The sequence below is a fragment of the Arthrobacter sp. CJL-S3 genome (assembly GCF_056711635.1).
Genome location: NZ_CM160046.1, coordinates 3,147,836 through 3,165,710, shown reverse-complemented (window position 1 = coordinate 3,165,710; position 17,875 = coordinate 3,147,836). Strand labels below are relative to the sequence as shown.

The 17,875-nt window shown below is 68.9% G+C and carries 17 protein-coding genes; 9 read left to right on the top strand and 8 right to left on the bottom strand.

The features are described 5' to 3' along the window. Positions 1-10: 10 nt before the first annotated feature. The 5 genes from AC06G6_RS14375 to AC06G6_RS14355 all read right to left on the bottom strand — a co-directional run bounded on the left by AC06G6_RS14375 (position 11) and on the right by AC06G6_RS14355 (position 2,887). Positions 11-517 carry a hypothetical protein gene (locus tag AC06G6_RS14375; RefSeq protein ID WP_479823119.1) on the bottom strand — a complete coding sequence of 169 codons (507 nt, stop codon included), beginning with the start codon at positions 515-517 and terminating at the stop codon, positions 11-13. After that, a complete protein-coding gene (locus tag AC06G6_RS14370; RefSeq protein ID WP_479823117.1) occupies positions 514-825 on the bottom strand; it encodes a hypothetical protein in 312 nt (103 codons plus the stop codon). Before AC06G6_RS14370 ends, AC06G6_RS14375 begins: the two co-directional genes overlap by 4 nt. Then, positions 807-1,160 (bottom strand): hypothetical protein, encoded by a 354-nt coding sequence (locus AC06G6_RS14365; protein WP_479823115.1) that lies wholly within the window; start codon positions 1,158-1,160, stop codon positions 807-809. Before AC06G6_RS14365 ends, AC06G6_RS14370 begins: the two co-directional genes overlap by 19 nt. Positions 1,161-1,221: 61 nt before the next feature. Next, positions 1,222-2,181 carry a WXG100 family type VII secretion target gene (locus tag AC06G6_RS14360; RefSeq protein WP_479823113.1) on the bottom strand — a complete coding sequence of 320 codons (960 nt, stop codon included), beginning with the start codon at positions 2,179-2,181 and terminating at the stop codon, positions 1,222-1,224. A gap of 58 nt (positions 2,182-2,239) precedes the next feature. Then, a complete protein-coding gene (locus tag AC06G6_RS14355) occupies positions 2,240-2,887 on the bottom strand; it encodes a hypothetical protein (protein ID WP_479823111.1) in 648 nt (215 codons plus the stop codon). A 91-nt stretch (positions 2,888-2,978) separates the two neighbouring features. Here AC06G6_RS14355 and AC06G6_RS14350 point away from each other — a divergent pair, with 91 nt between their 5' ends. From AC06G6_RS14350 to AC06G6_RS14320, 7 genes are all read left to right on the top strand, one after another. Continuing rightward, positions 2,979-4,115 carry a GuaB3 family IMP dehydrogenase-related protein gene (locus tag AC06G6_RS14350; RefSeq protein WP_307460367.1) on the top strand — a complete coding sequence of 379 codons (1,137 nt, stop codon included), beginning with the start codon at positions 2,979-2,981 and terminating at the stop codon, positions 4,113-4,115. A 74-nt stretch (positions 4,116-4,189) separates the two neighbouring features. Beyond that, positions 4,190-5,941, top strand: a complete 1,752-nt coding sequence (locus AC06G6_RS14345; protein ID WP_479823108.1) for a glycerol-3-phosphate dehydrogenase/oxidase — start codon at positions 4,190-4,192, stop codon at positions 5,939-5,941. Positions 5,942-6,011: 70 nt separating this feature from the next. Next, positions 6,012-6,500 carry a PTS sugar transporter subunit IIA gene (locus AC06G6_RS14340; RefSeq protein WP_024367433.1) on the top strand — a complete coding sequence of 163 codons (489 nt, stop codon included), beginning with the start codon at positions 6,012-6,014 and terminating at the stop codon, positions 6,498-6,500. A 49-nt stretch (positions 6,501-6,549) separates the two neighbouring features. Beyond that, complete coding sequence (locus AC06G6_RS14335; RefSeq protein WP_479823106.1) at positions 6,550-7,440, top strand: SURF1 family protein; 891 nt, start codon at positions 6,550-6,552, stop codon at positions 7,438-7,440. Next, positions 7,437-7,949, top strand: coding sequence for a DUF3817 domain-containing protein (locus tag AC06G6_RS14330; protein WP_307460355.1), 513 nt, complete (start codon positions 7,437-7,439; stop codon positions 7,947-7,949). Before AC06G6_RS14335 ends, AC06G6_RS14330 begins: the two co-directional genes overlap by 4 nt. Before the next feature lie 107 nt (positions 7,950-8,056). Beyond that, positions 8,057-9,646: a glutamine-hydrolyzing GMP synthase gene (gene guaA, locus AC06G6_RS14325; RefSeq protein ID WP_479823104.1), complete on the top strand. Its 1,590-nt coding sequence runs from the start codon at positions 8,057-8,059 to the stop codon at positions 9,644-9,646. A 273-nt stretch (positions 9,647-9,919) separates the two neighbouring features. Further along, the gene (locus tag AC06G6_RS14320; protein WP_479823102.1) at positions 9,920-14,065 is read left to right on the top strand and encodes an AAA family ATPase; all 4,146 of its coding nucleotides are present in this window, start codon (positions 9,920-9,922) and stop codon (positions 14,063-14,065) included. A 79-nt stretch (positions 14,066-14,144) separates the two neighbouring features. Here AC06G6_RS14320 and AC06G6_RS14315 read toward each other — a convergent pair whose 3' ends face one another. The 3 genes from AC06G6_RS14315 to AC06G6_RS14305 all read right to left on the bottom strand — a co-directional run bounded on the left by AC06G6_RS14315 (position 14,145) and on the right by AC06G6_RS14305 (position 16,119). Then, positions 14,145-14,735, bottom strand: a complete 591-nt coding sequence (locus AC06G6_RS14315; RefSeq protein ID WP_479828693.1) for an RcpC/CpaB family pilus assembly protein — start codon at positions 14,733-14,735, stop codon at positions 14,145-14,147. 349 nt (positions 14,736-15,084) lie between these two features. Continuing rightward, positions 15,085-15,336 carry an FmdB family zinc ribbon protein gene (locus tag AC06G6_RS14310; RefSeq protein WP_024367438.1) on the bottom strand — a complete coding sequence of 84 codons (252 nt, stop codon included), beginning with the start codon at positions 15,334-15,336 and terminating at the stop codon, positions 15,085-15,087. 147 nt (positions 15,337-15,483) lie between these two features. Continuing rightward, positions 15,484-16,119 (bottom strand): 5-formyltetrahydrofolate cyclo-ligase, encoded by a 636-nt coding sequence (locus AC06G6_RS14305; RefSeq protein WP_479823100.1) that lies wholly within the window; start codon positions 16,117-16,119, stop codon positions 15,484-15,486. Between the two features lie 98 nt (positions 16,120-16,217). Between AC06G6_RS14305 and galU the strand changes: the two genes are divergently transcribed. Both galU and AC06G6_RS14295 read left to right on the top strand, forming a co-directional pair. Then, positions 16,218-17,135 (top strand): UTP--glucose-1-phosphate uridylyltransferase GalU, encoded by a 918-nt coding sequence (gene galU, locus AC06G6_RS14300; RefSeq protein WP_307460338.1) that lies wholly within the window; start codon positions 16,218-16,220, stop codon positions 17,133-17,135. A gap of 5 nt (positions 17,136-17,140) precedes the next feature. Continuing rightward, positions 17,141-17,761 carry a GNAT family N-acetyltransferase gene (locus AC06G6_RS14295; RefSeq protein WP_479823098.1) on the top strand — a complete coding sequence of 207 codons (621 nt, stop codon included), beginning with the start codon at positions 17,141-17,143 and terminating at the stop codon, positions 17,759-17,761. The last annotated feature ends 114 nt before the right edge of the window (positions 17,762-17,875 follow it).

Genomic DNA, 17,875 nt, shown 5'->3' with positions numbered 1-17,875 from the left:
CCGGCGCTTTTTAGCGGCGTTCCAGCCACTTCGCGTAGATCCCGGCGCTGTTCATCATGAGCCGGCGGGTATAGGCAAGGCCCGCGGCCAGGCCCAGCGGCCAGACCACCAGCATGCCCAGCAGCGGCAGGGATTCCAGTGAGCCTCCGTTAGGCGTGAACAGCACCAGGGCGCCAACACCCAGCGCGCTGGCAATCAGGATGGTCCGGATCATTCCGGGAGTGATCCGGATACCCTGTTCGACCCGCGGGATATCCGCAGCGGGCCCGGGCGGCTTGCGGGTGAACCGCGGCCAGGCCGTGAAGGCCCAGCCCAGGGCTGAGCCGGCCACTCCCAGGATTGCCATGACCACTCCCGTTTCCGCGCTCTGCCGCAGCGCGAGGGCGAGTCCGGCGTAAACGGCCCCGGAGACGGCCAGCACGGCGGGGTACCACCAGGCGGAGAACACCAGGGACCGGCGCTGGGCGAAGCCGAACGCCTCTTCGCGCGGTACCACTCCGGCCGCAGGGCCGGTCACGCCGGCACCGAGAGCACGGCGCGGACCGCGGAGCCGGGCTGTTCCGCTTCCAACAGGTCCCTGACCGTCAGCTGGCCGGCCGGGTCGAGCGGGGCCGCCGCCAGCTTGAGTGAGCCGTCGTCGAGGACCTTGATGTTCGCCACGGACGGTTCAGCGGCTCCGTCGTAGCGCCGGGAGGTGACGATGCCTCCGCCGGGCTGCCGCGCGGCGGCGACGGCGTCATTGACGGTCGCTTCCACCATGTCCAAGGTGGCGGCGTCCTCATTCAGGGGCAGGCACACATACTCGCTCAGGGGGCGCAGGAACATCGCCACCCGGCCGGCCGGTGATTCGACGATGTAGGCCGGTGCGACCGCGTCCGGGCCGACCCTGGTGATATCGAACCACAGGGTCGAAGTGCTGAAGACCTCAGCCAGGTGGCCGGCCCCTTCAGGCCCACCTGCTCGCCCTCAATGGAGATGGTGTCCCGGACGTTCAACGTGCCGAGGCCGGCCCGGACCAGGTCGTGGTCATCCGGGAGGTCAGCGAGTGCGAGCACCCGGCGGGTCAGTGCCGTCCCCGGTCCCGGCGCGAAGGCGAGGAGGGCGAGGATCTCGTGGCTGGTGACCCGGTAGGCCGTGTCGGGCAAAATCTGTTCAGTCATCTGGTCCTTGTGTTGTCCGCTGGTGCTGTGTCCGTGGCGCTGGCCGGGCCGCCGCTGTCGTTTAGCCGAATCCGAGCCTACCGCCGACCCACCCGACGGCGTCCTTGGCGCCGTCCGCCAGATCCTTGACGCCGCTGGCCGCTCCGGTTGCCAGGTCCTTAATGCCGCCGGCCGCTCCGGTCGCCAGATCCTTGACGCCGCCGACGACGCCCGCACCGAAGTCCCAGATCCGCTTGGTGACCGGGACGTCCCCGGACGCCATGGAGGCCAGACCCCACAGCAGGCCGGCGCCGCCGATGGCAGCGGCCACGGGCAGGCCCACGCCCGTGGCCGCGGCGACGGCGGCGGCTACGGCAAGGCCGCCGCCCACCGCGCCGTCCGCCACCCGGAACGGATCACGGTTTTCAATGCCGGAGGCGATGTCGAGTCCGCCGAGGACGATCCCCAGCCCCACGAGGCCTTTGCCGACGCCTTTCATGGCATCGAAGAACTTGCTGGTTCCCGCCTCGACCTTCGCCAGATCCAGGTTCCAGCTGAACTTGTCCGCGACGAACTGCAGGCCGCTGGCGATCGCCGCCGGACCGTTGCCGTCGTCGGCCCCGAGCTTCTCCAGCAGCCACTCCAGGCCGGAGGGCGCATGTTCGTAGTTCGGGTCGGTGAAGGCGTCTCCCCAGTTCCGGTGCGGGGTCTCCGGGCCGGGGGAGGCCGGGGTCTGTCCGGGGGGCTGCCCGGGCGCTGCGGACGCTCCCGCGGGCAGGCTGGCCCGTTCCTGCTCGTTGGCCTGGGTCAGCAGAACCTGCGACTGGTTCTGCAGCGTGGCGGCGGCGCGGTTGAGCATGGGCCGCAGGGAGGAGCTCCATTCGCTGCGGAACCTGTCGCCGTCCGATCCCTTCCACGCGGCTGACTGCACGAGGGAATTGACAGTGGATTCAACCGAGGTGAGCCGGGTCCCGGATTGTCCCAGCGATTTCGACAGGGTGCGGAGCTGCGTGATGTCCGCTCCGAAAAAGCCCGGCGCCATTGATTCCCCCAACGTTTTTCCGGCACAGGGTACGGCCGGACTCTGAACCCAAACTAGTTCATCCCCGTCGTCGCTGCGATGGGGACTTCTTCCCATCGCCGGCCGGCTGCAGCACGGTGGTGCGGACCCGCGCCAGGCTGGGCTCCGGGGGGACGCTGCTGAATCCGAAGGTGACGGCGGGCTGGATGGCCGACAGTCCGCCCGCGTCCCCGCCGTCCCAGCCGACGCTGGCCGAGTCAATGCGGTGCAGGTCGGTCACGCCGTAGTACTCCCGCCGCCCGCCCTTCGCGGCGCCCGCGGTCCGGACGCCGGCGCTGAGCCGGGCCGCGAGCGGGCTGACGGCGCGCAGCCAGTGCGGATGCACGGCCAGCGGCCGGGGGACCAGCCGCGCGACCGTGCCCAGCCGGGTCCGGGCGCCCACGGCGGCACGGATCCGGAGCGGTCCGGCGTCCACCCGGAGCCCGCGGGCGCCGTGCGACGCCGCGACGTCCAGCACCCGGGTCTCGTCGAAGTTGTAGACCGCGGCGATGAAGTCGGCGACCTCCGCGCTCGGGGCGAGCAGGATCCGGTGGCCGGAGGGCAGCTCCACCATGGCGTCGGCGAAGGGACCGAAGGGGGACCGCTGCCAGAGTCCCACGACCGCGCGCAGACCGGAGTCCGTCCCGATTCCGGCGATGTGGCCATCGAAGACCCAGCGTGTACCCATGCCGCCAGCGTACCGGCGCCGCACAGCCCACGCGGGCCGCCGCGGCGCGGGGCATCGGCTCCGCGCGCGTTCACTGGGATAACCTAGAGCAGTGACTTACGAGATTGAGATTGGCCGTGGCAAGCGTGGGCGTCGTGCCTACTCCCTGGATGACATTGCGATCGTCCCCAACCGACGTACGCGTGACCCCAAGGAAGTGTCCGTCGCCTGGCAGATCGACGCCTACAAGTTCGACATGCCGGTGATCGCCGCTCCAATGGATTCGGCCATGTCCCCGGAAACCGTCATCGCCCTGGGCCGGCTCGGCGGACTCGGCGTCCTGGACCTCGAGGGCCTCTGGACCCGGTACGAGGACCCGCAGGCCGTCCTCGACCAGATCGGTGCGCTCGAGGACGAGACCAACAGCCCCGCCGTCACCCGGCGCATGCAGGAGCTCTACCAGGCCCCGATCCAGCCGGAGCTGATCACCACCCGGCTCGCGGAGATCCGCGCCGCCGGCGTCACCGTCGCCGGCTCGCTCACCCCGCAGCGGACCCAGGAACACTACAAGACCGTGGTGGCCGCGGGCGTCGACATCTTCGTCATCCGCGGCACCACCGTCTCGGCCGAGCATGTCTCGAAGGCCCACGAACCGCTGAACCTGAAGCAGTTCATCTACGAACTCGACGTCCCGGTCATCGTCGGCGGGGCCGCCGGGTACACCCCGGCCCTGCACCTCATGCGCACCGGGGCCGCCGGCGTGCTGGTCGGCTTCGGCGGCGGCGCCACGAGCACCACCCGCCGGGCCCTCGGCATCCACTCGCCGATGGCCTCCGCCATCTCCGACGTCGCCGCGGCCCGCCGCGACTACATGGACGAGTCCGGCGGCCGCTACGTCCACGTGATCGCCGACGGCGGCATGGGATCCTCCGGCGACATCGTCAAGGCGATCGCCATGGGCGCCGACGCCGTGATGCTCGGCAGTGCCCTCGCCCGCGCCGAGGAAGCCCCGGGCAAGGGCTGGCACTGGGGCCAGGAAGCGCACCACCTCGAGCTTCCCCGCGGCGACAGGGTCAACGTCGGCACCGTCGGGCCGCTCGAGGAGGTCCTCTTCGGGCCGGGCCACCACACGTCCGGAACGTCCAACCTGATCGGAGCGCTGCGCCGGTCCATGGCAACCACCGGCTACTCGGACCTGAAGGAATTCCAGCGCGTCGACGTCGTCGTCTCGCCCTACGCCGGCAACTGACAGCCCCTGCCCATCCGGGGAAGTTGGAAGTAGTGTGGGTGCACTACGAGCTTTGAGACGGATGGAGGCGTGACATGAACAGTTTTCCCGGCGGTTCTCCCAAGGCCGGCGGTGCCCTTGGGCCTGCGGAACGCGAAGCTTCACTTGCGGTACTCAGGGGCACCACCGAACCGGGGAAGGAACTCGACATCCTGATCGTCGGCGGCGGTATCGTCGGCACCGGCGCGGCCCTGGACGCCGTCACGCGCGGCCTGAGCGTCGGCATCGTCGAGGCCAACGACTGGGCCGCGGGCACCTCCTCCCGCTCCTCCAAGCTGATTCACGGCGGCCTGCGCTACCTGGAGATGCTCGATTTCGCCCTGGTCAAGGAGGCGCTGCACGAACGCGGACTGATTCTTTCCGCGCTCGCCCCGCACCTGGCCCGGCCTGTTCCCTTCCTGTACCCGCTGACCAAGCCGTTCCTTGAACGGCCCTATGTGGGCGCCGGCATCGCCTTGTACGACGCCATGTCCATCTCCACCGGCCAGCGCCGCGGCGTGCCGTTCCACAAGCACCTGAGCCGCCGGGGGACCCTGCGGGCAGCGCCGAGCCTGAAGGACGATGCGTTCGTCGGCTCGATCCGGTACTACGACGGCCAGGTCGACGACGCCAAATACTGCGCCAACCTGGTCCGCACCGCGGCCTACTATGGTGCCCACGCGGTGAACCAGATGTCCGTGGTGTCCTTTCTCCGCGAAGGCGAACGCGTGGTCGGCGCGAAGGTGGTCAACCACGAGGACGGGTCCTCGTTCAACATCAAGGCCAAGCAGGTCATCAATGCCACGGGTGTCTGGACCGACGAGACCCAGGCCATGGTGACCGACCGCGGCCAGCTCAAGGTCCGCGCCTCCAAGGGCATCCACCTGGTGGTGCCGCGGGACCGCTTCCAGTCGACCGTGGGGCTGATCCTGCGGACCGAGAAGTCCGTGCTGTTCGTCATCCCCTGGGGCCGGCACTGGATCATCGGCACCACCGACACCGACTGGCACCTCGACAAAGCCCACCCGGCCGCGTCCAGCAAGGACATCGACTACATCCTCGAGCATGTGAACCGGGTCCTGAAACGCCCGCTGACCCGCGAGGACGTGGAAGGGGTCTACGCCGGGCTCCGCCCGCTGCTGGCCGGCGAAAACGACTCCACCGCCAAACTGTCCCGCGAGCACGTCGTGGCCCACCCGGTGCCCGGGCTCGTCGTCGTGGCCGGCGGCAAATGGACCACCTACCGGGTCATGGCCAAGGACGCCGTCGACGAGGCCACCCGCAGCATGGACGAACGTGTCCCGCCCAGCTGCACGGAGTCCATCCCGCTGCTGGGCGCCACCGGATTCAAGGCCGCCTGGAACAAACGGAACCGGATGGCGGAGGAAACCGGAGTGCACGTGGCGCGGATCGAGCACCTGCTCAACCGCTACGGTTCGATGGCACGGGAGGTGCTGGCGCTCATCACGGAGAACCCGGAACTTGGCGAACCGCTGCCCGGCGCGGACGACTACCTCGCCGCCGAGGCCGTGTACGCCGCCACCCATGAGGGTGCCCGGCATGTGCAGGACGTGCTGACCCGCCGGACCCGGATTTCCATCGAGGCCTGGGACCGCGGTGTGTCCGCCGCACCGGTAGTCGCTAAACTGATGGGAGAGGTCCTCGGCTGGAGCGATGCGCAGCGCGAGGGCGAGATCAAGCACTACCTGGCCAGGGTCGACGCCGAACGGCTCAGCCAGGAGCAGCCGGACGACGAATCCGCTGACGCCGCGCGCATGGGCGTCGAGGACATCGTTCCGTTGCGCTGACCGGCAGCGTCCGCCGGCAGCCTCAACCCGAGACTGCCGGCGCATTGACGCCACTTCGAAGGGATACCTCTTGGCGGAACCACTGGACCGGTATGACGCCGAGCTCACCACCCCGGAAATGGTGATCCTCGAGATGGACGCCACCGACAAGCTCGACGCCACGGCCCAGCTGGCGGAGCGGATGCACGCCGCCGGACGCATTTCAGATCTTCCGGGTTTCCTCAAGCACGTCAACGCCCGGGAACACCAGCTGGCCACCGGTCTTCCCGGCGGCATCGGCCTGCCCCACGCCCGCAGCGAGTTCGTCTCCCGGACCACGATCGCGGTCGGCATTACCAAGTACGGCCGGGCGCTCGACTTCGGCGCCGCCGACGGGCCGGCGACCGTGGTCCTCCTGATCGCGACCCCGGCCAGCTCCTTCTCCGAGCATCTTGAGGTGCTGGCCACGCTGGCGAGGTCCTTGTCGAAGGAGTCCTTCCGCGAATCGCTCCGCCGGGCCTACGACCCCGAAGTGATCGCGGAACTCATCAACTCCAGCCTGGTCTTCTTCGACCACTGAAATTGTCCCCGTTTCGTTGTTCTACACACCGACGAAGTACGGTTAAGGTGTGCTGAAAACTGCCCTCAAACCCCGCTGGATCGCCGGACTCGTGTTCGCGATCGTCGTGTCAGGGGTGTTTGTGCTGCTCAGCCAGTGGCAGTTCGGCCGCTCGACCACGCCTGAGGTGACGGTCTCGGCCACGACCGAGGAACCGAAGTCCCTCACCACGGTGCTCCAGCCCGGTGATTTCTTTCCCGGATCGGTCGCTGACCAGGTCGTCACGGCCACCGGCAGCTACGACCCGCAGAAGCAGGTCCTCGTCCCGGGCCGGCTGAACGACGGCGCCACGGGCTACTGGATCGTTTCGGCCCTGGCCGTGGACGGCGCTCCCGTCCTGACCGGAGCCGGCGCTTCGCCGCAGACCTGGATCCCGGTGGCCCGCGGCTGGGTCGCCGACCCCGCGGACGTACCCGCCCCGCCGTCGGGCACCATTGAACTGACCGGACGGCTGCTGCCCTCCGAAGCCCCGCTGACCGGGACCGACGCCGGCCCCGGCCGGGCCAGCGCCGTCTCCGTCGCGGAGCTCATCAACATCTGGGAAGTCAGCAGCTACCCCGGCTTCGTCGCCGCGAGCTCCGAAGCCGCCGGCGGCAGCGACGTCAGCGCCGCCGCGTCCGGCGGCGAGGTCAAGCCGCTGAATATCGGACCGCAGCCTCCGGCCGAAAAGGTCAACTGGCTCAACCTGTTCTACGCCGCGGAGTGGGTCGTGTTCGCCGGCTTCGCGCTGTTCATCTGGTGGCGCCTGGTCAAGGATGACTACCGCCGCGGACTCGAGGACGCCCTCGACGAGGAACACGACGCGGCGCACCAGCGCCCCGAACCGGAATCCAACCAACCGGACCGCACCGAACCGGACCGCACCGAACCGCACCCCACCGAAACGAAAGTGCAATCATGATCGAGCCCCAGCCGGCCGTCCAGCCGCAGCAGTCCAACGCCCCGGGAAGCGGACGCGGCAAGAAGCGCCGCTTTGGCGGAACCGAGGCGCAGATCCGGTCGGCGCTGAAGTTCTACAAGGTGCTCGCGTACATGACCGGCACCATGCTGCTCCTGCTCTGCGCCGAACTGATCGCCCGGTACGCCTTTGGCCAGTACCTCTTCCTCGGCGGCACCAACGCCGTCACCGGTGAGCCCTTCGGCTTCGGCTTCGCCGACGCCGAGCCCCCCGGCGTCGTCGGCGGCGTGAACCTCTCCGTCGCGGTCCTGATCGTGCACGGCTGGATGTACGTCGTGTACCTCATGTCCAACTTCCGCCTGTGGTCGCTGATGCGCTGGCCGTTCGCGAAGATGATCCTCCTGGCGCTCGGCGGCGTCGTGCCGTTCCTGTCCTTCTTCGTGGAGAAGCGGGTCCACGCCGAGGTGGAGGCGGAACTGGCCGCGAACCCGCAGGCGCCGCAGCGCTACTGAGCGCACGGCGCCGGGCCCGTGTGAGTTCGCTTACCCGGCGGCCGTTCCCGGGCCCGGGCGGGCTTCTCAATGTGCGGGCGGACGGCGCCGCAAAGTAGGCTAGTACGGTGACTACTCCCTTTGCATCCCAGACGTCCCACAAGCCCGTGCTGGTTGTTGACTACGGTGCCCAGTACGCGCAGCTGATCGCCCGCCGCGTCCGGGAAGCGAACGTGTATTCGGAAGTGGTTCCGCATACCTACAGCACCGAGCAGCTCCTGGCCAAGAACCCCGCCGCCATCATCCTCTCCGGCGGCCCCGCGAGCGTCTACGCCGAAGGTGCTCCCGGCGTCGGCGCGGAGCTGTTCGAAGCCGGCGTCCCGGTCTTCGGCATCTGCTACGGCTTCCAGGCCATGGCCAACGCCCTCGGCGGCAAAGTGGCCCAGACCGGGCTCCGCGAGTACGGCGCCACCGAGACCACCACCATCGGCGACGGCCGCTCCATCCTGAACGGCATGCCCCAGCACCAGAGCACCTGGATGAGCCACGGCGATTCGGTGCACGAGGCCCCCGAGGGCTTTGAGGTCCTCGCAACGACGGCCGGAGCCGAAGTCGCCGCCTTCGCCAACGAGGAGAAGCGCCTCTACGGCGTGCAGTGGCACCCCGAGGTGAAGCACTCCGCCTACGGCCAGCAGGTGCTGGAGAACTTCCTGTTCAAGGGCGCCGGGCTGGAACCGAACTGGACCGCCGGCAACATCCTCGAGGAGCAGGTCGACCGGATCCGCGACCAGATCGGCGACGCCCGGGTCATCTGCGGCCTCTCCGGCGGCGTTGACTCCGCCGTCGCCGCCGCCCTGGTCCAGCGCGCCGTCGGCGAGCAGCTGACCTGTGTGTTCGTGGACCACGGACTGCTGCGCGAAGGCGAAGCCGAACAGGTCGAACGCGACTTCGTGGCCGCCACCGGCGTCAAGCTCTACGTCGCCAATGAGCAGGAGCGTTTCCAGGCCGCCCTGGCCGGCGTCAGCGACCCTGAGACCAAGCGCAAGATCATCGGCCGCGAATTCATCCGCGCCTTCGAGGAAGCCGAGCTGGCGATCATCGCCGAGGCAGCCGCGCACGGCGAAAAGATCAAGTTCCTCGTGCAGGGCACGCTGTACCCCGACGTCGTCGAATCCGGCGGCGGCGAAGGCGCGGCGAACATCAAGAGCCACCACAACGTGGGCGGACTGCCGGAGGACCTGCAGTTCGAACTCGTCGAACCGCTGCGCGCCCTGTTCAAGGACGAGGTCCGCGCCGTCGGCGCCCAGCTGGGCCTGCCGCAGGAAATCGTGGGACGCCAGCCGTTCCCCGGACCGGGCCTCGGCATCAGGATCGTCGGTGAAGTCACCAAGGAGCGGCTGGACCTGCTGCGGAAAGCGGACGCCATCGCGCGGGCCGAACTGACCGCCGCCGGACTCGACAACGAGGTCTGGCAGATGCCCGTCGTCTTGCTGGCCGATGTCCGTAGCGTCGGCGTCCAGGGCGATGGCCGCACCTACGGCCATCCGATCGTGTTGCGCCCGGTCTCCTCCGAAGACGCCATGACGGCGGACTGGTCCCGGCTGCCCTACGACCTGCTGGCCAGGATCTCCAACCGCATTACCAACGAAGTGGACGGCGTGAACCGCGTCGTGCTCGACGTGACCAGCAAGCCGCCGGGAACCATTGAGTGGGAGTAGCCCGGTAACGGGTTAGTCGGATGGCCGGTCTCCTGGGGAGGCCGGCCATTTTCGGTCCGTCCGGGGCCGCCCGGCCGGGACTCCGGCGGCAGCATTTGGCGCAGGCCGGCGATCAGGTGAATTCGGTCGAATTTATGTTCCGCCAGTGTTGCGGAGCCTCACCGGGGCCGGATTCGGGCTACCCTCGAATGCATGCCGGTATTGTTCAGGACGTCCCGCGCGAGCACGGAAAACGTGAGCACAGTAAACGCGAGCACAGAAAAGAAGGCAGCAGTGTCAGTTGGTCAAGGCCACCCCGAGGGCTCCGAGGAGCTCAGGAAATGGCTGTCCGGGCTCAAACCCGTCACCGGAGCAGACACCATGCTGCGCTTCACCAAAACGCCTGAGGGCTCCATCGACCTGACCCACGCGCATCCGTCCGGACTGGCGCAGTTGATGGCAGGCCGCCGCACCCGGCTCTCCACCCTGATCCGCGACCACCAGCAGTACGTCGTCGCCGCGAGGGCCTCGCGCAACCTGCGGTCCAAGATCTTCGAACTCGCCAATGACCGCGGCATCGACGCGGGCTACTTTTCGGCCGGCACGGTGGTCTGGACCTCCGCCGTCGGCGGCAAACCCCAGCGTGTGTCTGCCCCGGTCATGCTCGCCGCCATCTCCCTCACCGTGCGCCCCGGCGAGGACGACTACGAACTGCAGCTCACCGAACAGGCCAGGATCAACCCTGCCCTGATCCGGCACCTGAAAACCATCCACGGGATCGTCTTCGACATCAACGCCGTCACCCGCATGGCGTACAGCACCGCCCGGTTTGATCCCCAGCCGGTCCTCGACCGCCTGGGCACCCTCATCCAGCCCATCCACGGCGCCGAGGTCGAGCACAACCTCCTGGTCTCCACGTTTGCGGACCTGTCCGGGAGTCTCGAGGATCCGTGGATCAACGAGAACCACCCCCTCGTCGGGGCGCTGGGGCGCGCCGCAGCCGGCGGGACCGTGGAGGTTCCCGAGCTCAAAGCCGGGCGCTTCCCGAGCACCGACGAGCGCGATCCCGCCGATGAGCTGCTGCTGCTGGACGCCGACGCGGACCAGCAGTACGTCGTCGACGCCGTCCGCGCCGGTGACTCGCTCGTGGTCAGCAGCCCGCCGGGCACCGGCCAGACCCAGACAGCCATCAACACCATCGGCGCCCTCGTCGACCAGGGCAAGACCGTCCTCGTGGTGGGGGACCGCCGGGCCAGCCTCGGCGAGATCTCCGCAGAGCTGGACACCTTTGGGCTGGACTCCACCCTGTTCCAGCTCGCCGGCAACACCACCCCGCTGCAGCTCAAGGGCCAGCTGGTCCGCGCCATCATGCGCAACGAAAAATCCCTGGAGCCGCAGCTCAGCAACCTGCACACCACCCTGATCGAGCACCGCCACGCCCTTCGGGACCACGTCGCGTCGCTGCACAATGTCCGCCAGCGCTGGGGCTGCTCGCCCTACGAAGCCATGCAGTCGCTGGCCGAGCTGACGTCGCTCCAGCCTGCACCGGCGACCACGGTCCGGCTCAAGCGCAGCGTGCTGGACAACATCCGCGACCGCGAGGAACTCGCCGGGCGGCTCCACCGCGCCGCCGAACTGGGCAGCTTCAGCCGGTCCTCGACGGCAAGCCCCTGGCACGGCGCCCGCCTCCTGACCCGCAAGGAAACCCAGGAAGCCCAGCAGGTGGCCCGCACGGTGGCCGGCAAGCTGCCGCAGCTGCGCGAACTGATGAACGGCGTCGCCGACCACGCCGAAATCCGCCTCGGCCGCACCTTCGCCGAATGGGGCGACCAGGTTGAGCTGCTCGTCGCGGTCCGCGAAAGCCTCGACAAATTCACCGCCGACATCTTCGACCGCCCGGTCCATGACCTCATCTCCGCCACCGCGGCCTCCTCCTGGCGGCGCGAACGGAACATCGAGATGCCGTCCATGCAGCGTTCCCGCCTGCGCCGGGTGGCCAAGGAATATGTCCGCCCGGGTGTCCACATCGCCGATCTGCACAGCTCCCTGGTCCTCGTCCAGGAGCAGCGGGCCGCATGGTCCGGCTACGCCACGACGCAGCGCCACCCGGCAGTCCCGTCCGGCCTCGGCGAGATCATCGCCCTGTACCGCGAGCTGGAAGCGGAGCTGGCCGAGCTCGGCCAGGCCGTCCGGCACACCGCCGCGGGCGGCGAGTTGCACACCACGCCCTATGAAGAATTGATGGAGCGGCTGGAACGGCTGGTTGCCGACACCGGGACGCTCGAGACGTTGCCGGAGCGGACGCTGCTGGTCGAAAACATGCGCGAGCATGGGCTCGGCGAGCTGCTCGCCGACCTTGCCGAGCGTGAGGTGCCCGCCGAGTCGGTCGCCACGGAGCTTGAGCTCGCTTGGTGGCAGTCGGCGCTGGAAGCCATGATCAGCGGCGACGATTACCTCGCCATGTCCGACGGCGACGCCCTGCGCCAGCTCGAAGCCGAATACCGCCTCGCCGACAACGCCCACATCGCCAGCGGCGCGGCCCGGCTGCGCTGGCAGCTGGCCCAACGGTGGCGGGCAGCCATCGCGGAGCACCCGCGCCAGGCGGAGCTGCTGCGCAGCCTGCTCAAGGACGGCCGGGTAACGCTTCCGGCGCTGACCGGGCAGGCCGCGGAACTGCTGCCCATGCTGGTGCCGGTGTGGTCGGTGAGCCCGTATCTCCTGACGGCGGTCCTGCCTGTGGAGCAGAGGTTCGACGCGGTTGTCATCCTCGATGCCGAGGCGACGTCGCTGCAGGCTGTCCTGCCGGCCATCGCCCGCTCGAAACAGGTCATCGCCTTCGGTGACGACCGGATCGCCAGCCCGCGGACCTTCACCGTGGGCGTGGAGCGGCTTGCCGCCGGCGAGAGCTCCCACCAGGGCGTGGAGAGCGCCTACCAGGCTCTGTCGACCGTGTTGCCCACCTGGAGCCTGCACACCGTCTACCGCGCCGTGGATGAAGACCTCGTCCGGCAGCTGAGCAAGGGCTTCTACGACGGCGGACTTCGCCGGCTGCCGGAAGGCCAGTCCGCGACCGGGCTGGACCGCGCCCTGACGGTGGAATACCTGCCGGACGGCACGGGACTGCCCAGCGCCGACCAGGACGGTGTCGAATCCGTCGTGGCAGAGGTCAACCGTGCGGTGGAGCTGGTCTTCGAACACGCCCGGCTGCGGCCGCGGACGTCGCTGGCTGTCGTCACCGGCAGCCTCCGGCATGCAGCCCGGATCGGCGAGTCCATCCGGCTGCAGCTGCCCAATTACCCGATGCTGGCCAGTTTCTTCACCGCCGGCGACGAATCCTTCCGCGTGGTGGACCTGGAACGCGCCCAAGGCCTGGTCCGGGACCATGTGATCTTCTCCCCGGGGTACGGACGCACTCCGCACGGGCGGGCTCTGCACAGCCTGGGACCGCTGTCCCTGGCCGGAGGGCGGGCCAAGTTCGCCCTCGCCATGACACGGGCGCGGCGTTCGCTGCACGTGCTGAGCTGCTTCCGCCCCGAGGACCTCGACGTGACCCGGCTGAACCACGGCGCGGTCGACTTCTACGAACTGCTGGACCGTGAAATCGCGGGCAACTCCGATCTTGGCAGCCCGGCATCGCGGGCCGCCGCCAGCGAACAGGCCCTGGGGGCTGACCCCCTCGTTGCGGATCTCGGCGACCGGCTCCGGGCCCGGGGTGCCCGGGTCTGGCACCAGTACGACGGTGCCCTGAACATGGTGGCCGCGGCCGACCCGTTGAGCACGCTCGGACAGGACGACGCCGAGATTCCCCGGCCCGTGGCGATTGAGTCCGACGGCACCGAGCAGTACCGGCGGCTGACGGTCCGCGAACGCAACAGGCTCCGTCCGCAGCTTTTGGAACGACTCGGCTGGCGCTACATGCCACTATGGACCATAGAGGTCTTCACCGATCCGTCGGCCTGCGCCGACCGCATCGGCGGATATCTCGGCCTGGAAAAGCCGGCGGTGACGCACCGGAAACAGGCCGCGCCGGGATTCTTCGACGACGACTTCGAGAACCTTGCCGTCAGCGAAGCGCAGGCCTCGGAGCGGCGGGCCCCGGCCGGAGCGCCGGACAGCGCGCATCAGGACAGAACAGATCAGGGCAGCAAGGAGGCCGGCGGCATGACTGCGGACGGCGATACCCAGAACCACGGCGATACCCGGAACCACGGCGATACCCGGAACGACCGCGATGGCCAGGACGACCGCAGCCAGACCAGCGGTGAAGCCCGGGACGACAGCCGGGACAGCGCCGCGCACCAGCCCGCACCGGCGGCAGCCGCGGCCGGTGTGCTGCCGAACAAGGCCGCTGAAGATGATCCGCGGCGCTGGGGCGACGAGCCGGGCGGCTACGACCACGACTCCTGGCTTGAGGAACAGAAGCCTCCGCACTGGGGCTAAGATTCTTCCCGGCCCGGACCGCCCCGGGGCGGGCTTCCGGGAGGGCCCCTGCCAAGGGATCACCTGACGGGACGGCCGGCTAGCCATTGGCGCCTGCCACCAGGACGAAGAACAGCTTCCCCTGTGTGGAGGCACCGGCGAGGCGACCGGCCTGATCGGCGTCGGCAGCGACCACCAGGAGGCCGTCCGTCTCCCCGGTTGCGAGCCATTGGCCGGAGCCGTTGCCGTGCTCGGAGGTCCACAGCACCGGCACCGCGGCGGCCAGCACCTGCGTTGCTGCCGGCTGGTCAAAGCTGTTGCCGGTGGTCATCACGACGTTGACGAGTTGCCCCGGGGAGAGCAGCTGGATCGAGGCGGGATCGGCCATCCGGAGCGGCACGGCGGCGGATCCCGGAGGGCTTCCTGCCAGCAAGCCGGGACCAAGGAGCTGGGCGTCAGATAGGAGTTGGCCCCTGCGCAGGGCCACCGCGAGCTGTTTGCCCTGCAGGGACTCGGCGCTGCCGTAGCTGCCTGCGGGCACCAGACCGCGCGGGACGCTCAGCGCCGTCAGGTCATCCGGGCCCAGTGTTTGCCCGGCCGGGAGGTCCCGTGCGGCGGCGAGGGCAGAGACCGTAAAGGCCGGTGCCGGGGTCAGCTGCTGGACGGTGAGACCGGCCGCCACACACAGCAGCAGCGCCACGCCCAGCCGCCGGTTGCGGGAAAGCCAACGGGCCAGCCGCCTGCGGGGAGACGGCCCAGCGGGTCCTGGCCGACGCCGCGGACCTGAAGGGGCCGACCGGACTCGGCGGCGCGCGCGCGACCCGCCGTTTCGGAGAACCGATAGAGGGTGCCACGCGCCATGAAAAAAGGCCCGAGGGCTGACTTCAGGGACGACGTCTGCGGACAGGACGGGAAGGGCGGGGGTGGACATAGCCCGACACTATGCAGCGGTGCGGACGCCGGACAGGCGTGCTGTGGGCTATGTGGACAACCAGCCAGGCAGGCACGAACCGGAACGGGGGCGCAGCCCCAGGCAGGTCCTAGCTGGCGGAAGCGGCGGCAGGCGCCGGAGTTGCGGCCGGGGCGGGAGCCGGTGAGACGGTGCTGCCTTTGGCGTCGCGGGAGTCGGTCCGGTAGAAGCCGGAACCCTTGAAGACGACGCCGACGCTGTTGAACTTCTTGCGAAGGGTCCCCTGGCACTCGGGGCAGGACGTGAGGGAGCTGTCGGTGAACGACTGCACGATCTCGAAGGCGTGGCTGCAGTCCTTGCAGGCGTATGCATACGTGGGCACTGGAAATCCTCCTCTGGGACAAACGAGCAGGTCCCGTGCTGTCCGGTGGGGACCGCGGTCGACGTGTCCGTCTCCGCAATCCGTCCCTTAGCAGTCGCAGGGCCTGAGTGCTAATTCTATCACCCCTGCGGCGCGTCCTTTTATGCGCTAACCGTGCTGCAGCGTGAGCAGGCCCGCCGGGGTCAGGGCGGCGGCCACCTTCCGATCAAAGGGCTCTGCCGGGATGCTGCCGGCGGGCAGGACCTCGCCGTCGTACACAACTGCGGCAGTCGGCAGGGGCGGCAGCCCGCCGTCGGCGGCCGGGGCCCCGGACCCGAGGAGGGTAGCCAGCGCCGCCAGGAACTTGTCGTAGTAGCCGCCGCCCTGGCCGATCCGGTTGCCGGAGTAGTCGACGGCGGTGGCCGGCAGGAAGATGCCGTCGGTGTGCTGCATGACGGCAGTGCCGTGGCGTTCCCCCGCTGGCTCCTGGATCGGCGCGTAACGGCTCCGGACAAATTCCGATGCCGGTGTCCAGTACACCCAGCTCAGCGCCAGGCCGGGTTCACAGACCGGAAGCAGTACCTGATGGCCGGCCTTATGCAGGGCTGCCAGCAGGGGAGCGGTCGGCGGCTCGGAACCTACCCCAAGATAGGCGGCAAAAGTGCCCGGGCCGCCACCGGTCAGGCCGGATGCCCAGGCAAGTCCGTGCCCGGCAATTCCCGCGGCGGCGTTTTCCAGCCGGTCCGGCGTGAGCCCCGCGCGCCGGGCGCGGTGGCTTGCCCGGATCTCTTCCTTCGACGCCATGCCCGTGGTCCTTAAGTGTGATGCGGCCCGGCAAACAGCTGTTCTCCCGGCGGCTCGAATGATTACCCAATGTTTGGTCCCTCCGTTAGATTAGTCGAGTGACTACACCCAACGCTCCCGTCCGCAAGGCCGTCATCCCCGCAGCCGGCCTCGGCACCAGATTCCTTCCGGCCACCAAGGCCATGCCCAAGGAAATGCTGCCCGTCGTCGACAAGCCGGCCATCCAGTACGTCGTGGAGGAAGCCGTCAAAGTCGGTCTGAACGACATCCTGATGATCACCGGCCGCAACAAGCGCGCGCTGGAGGACCACTTCGACCGCGTCCCCACGCTGGAAGCCATGCTTGAGGCCAAGGGAGACACTGCCAAGCTCGAGTCCATCCAGGCGGCCAGCAACCTGGGCGACATCCACTACGTCCGCCAGGGCGATCCGATGGGCCTGGGCCACGCCGTGCTCCGCGCGAAGCAGCACGTGGGTTATGAGCCGTTTGCGGTCCTGTTGGGCGATGACCTGATCGATGCCCGCGATGACCTTCTCAGCACCATGATCGAGGTCCAAGCGAAGACCGGGGGTTCGGTGGTCGCGCTGATCGAGGTTGAGCCCTCTGAAATCAGCGCCTACGGCTGTGCCGATGTCCAGGCGATCGGCGGCGAAGAGTACGTACGGATCAACCACCTGGTCGAGAAGCCTGACGTCAAGGACGCGCCGTCGAACCTGGCCATCATCGGCCGCTATGTCCTCCACCCGGCGGTCTTCGAGGTGCTGGAACGCACTGCCCCCGGCCGCGGCGGCGAAATCCAGCTCACTGACGCGCTGCAGGAGCTCGCTGCCGGTGACGGCGAGGGCTACGGCGTGTACGGCGTCGTTTTCCGTGGCCGCCGCTACGACACCGGCGATAAGCTCAGCTACCTCAAGGCCTGCGTCCAGCTGGCCTGCGACAGTGACGATCTGGGTCCCGGCCTGCGGGAATGGCTGCCGGGCTTCGCCGCGAGCCTGGCTCCCAGCCTGACCAAGTAGCCCCGGTGGGGGGCAGCTTCCACTGGCCGGTGACGCTTGAAAGCGGCGACCTTGTGCTGCGCCCGATCCGTTACCGGGACCGCAAGGAATGGACCGAGGTCCGTTCCCGCAACAGCGAGTGGCTGGCCCCCTGGGAAGCGTCCAACCCCGTTCCCGGGGGTGGCCTTCCCGACTACCGCCACATGGTGCGTTCCCTCAAGACGCAGGCCGCCCAGGCCACGGCCCTGCCGTTCCTGATTACAGAGCGGACCCCGGGTTTCCGGGAGCCTGTCATCGTGGGTCAACTGACGGTCTCCTCCATTGTGTGGGGCTCGGCCATGATGGCCACCCTCGGCTACTGGGTGGACAAGGACCGGGCCGGGCACGGCATCGCGCCGACCGCGGTGGCGCTCGTGACGGACTACTGCTTCCAGAACCTTGGGCTGCATCGGATGGAAATCAACATCCGGCCCGAAAACGGGCCCAGCCTCCGGGTGGTCGAGAAGCTCGGCTTCCGCGACGAGGGCTACCGGCCGAGGTACCTGCACATCAATGGTGAATGGGCCGACCATCGGACCTTCGCGCTGACCGCTGAAGAAGTGCCGGAGGGGCTTCTGGAGCGGTGGCAGCAGAGCCGCCCCGCGTAGCCGTCAGACCCGTGCTGACCAGCGCTTACGTCATCAATCCAGTCAATTGACAGTTCCCCCGCGACACACCGGGGACAATGCGGCCCCGGACCCCGTATTGCTCATACGGTTTTG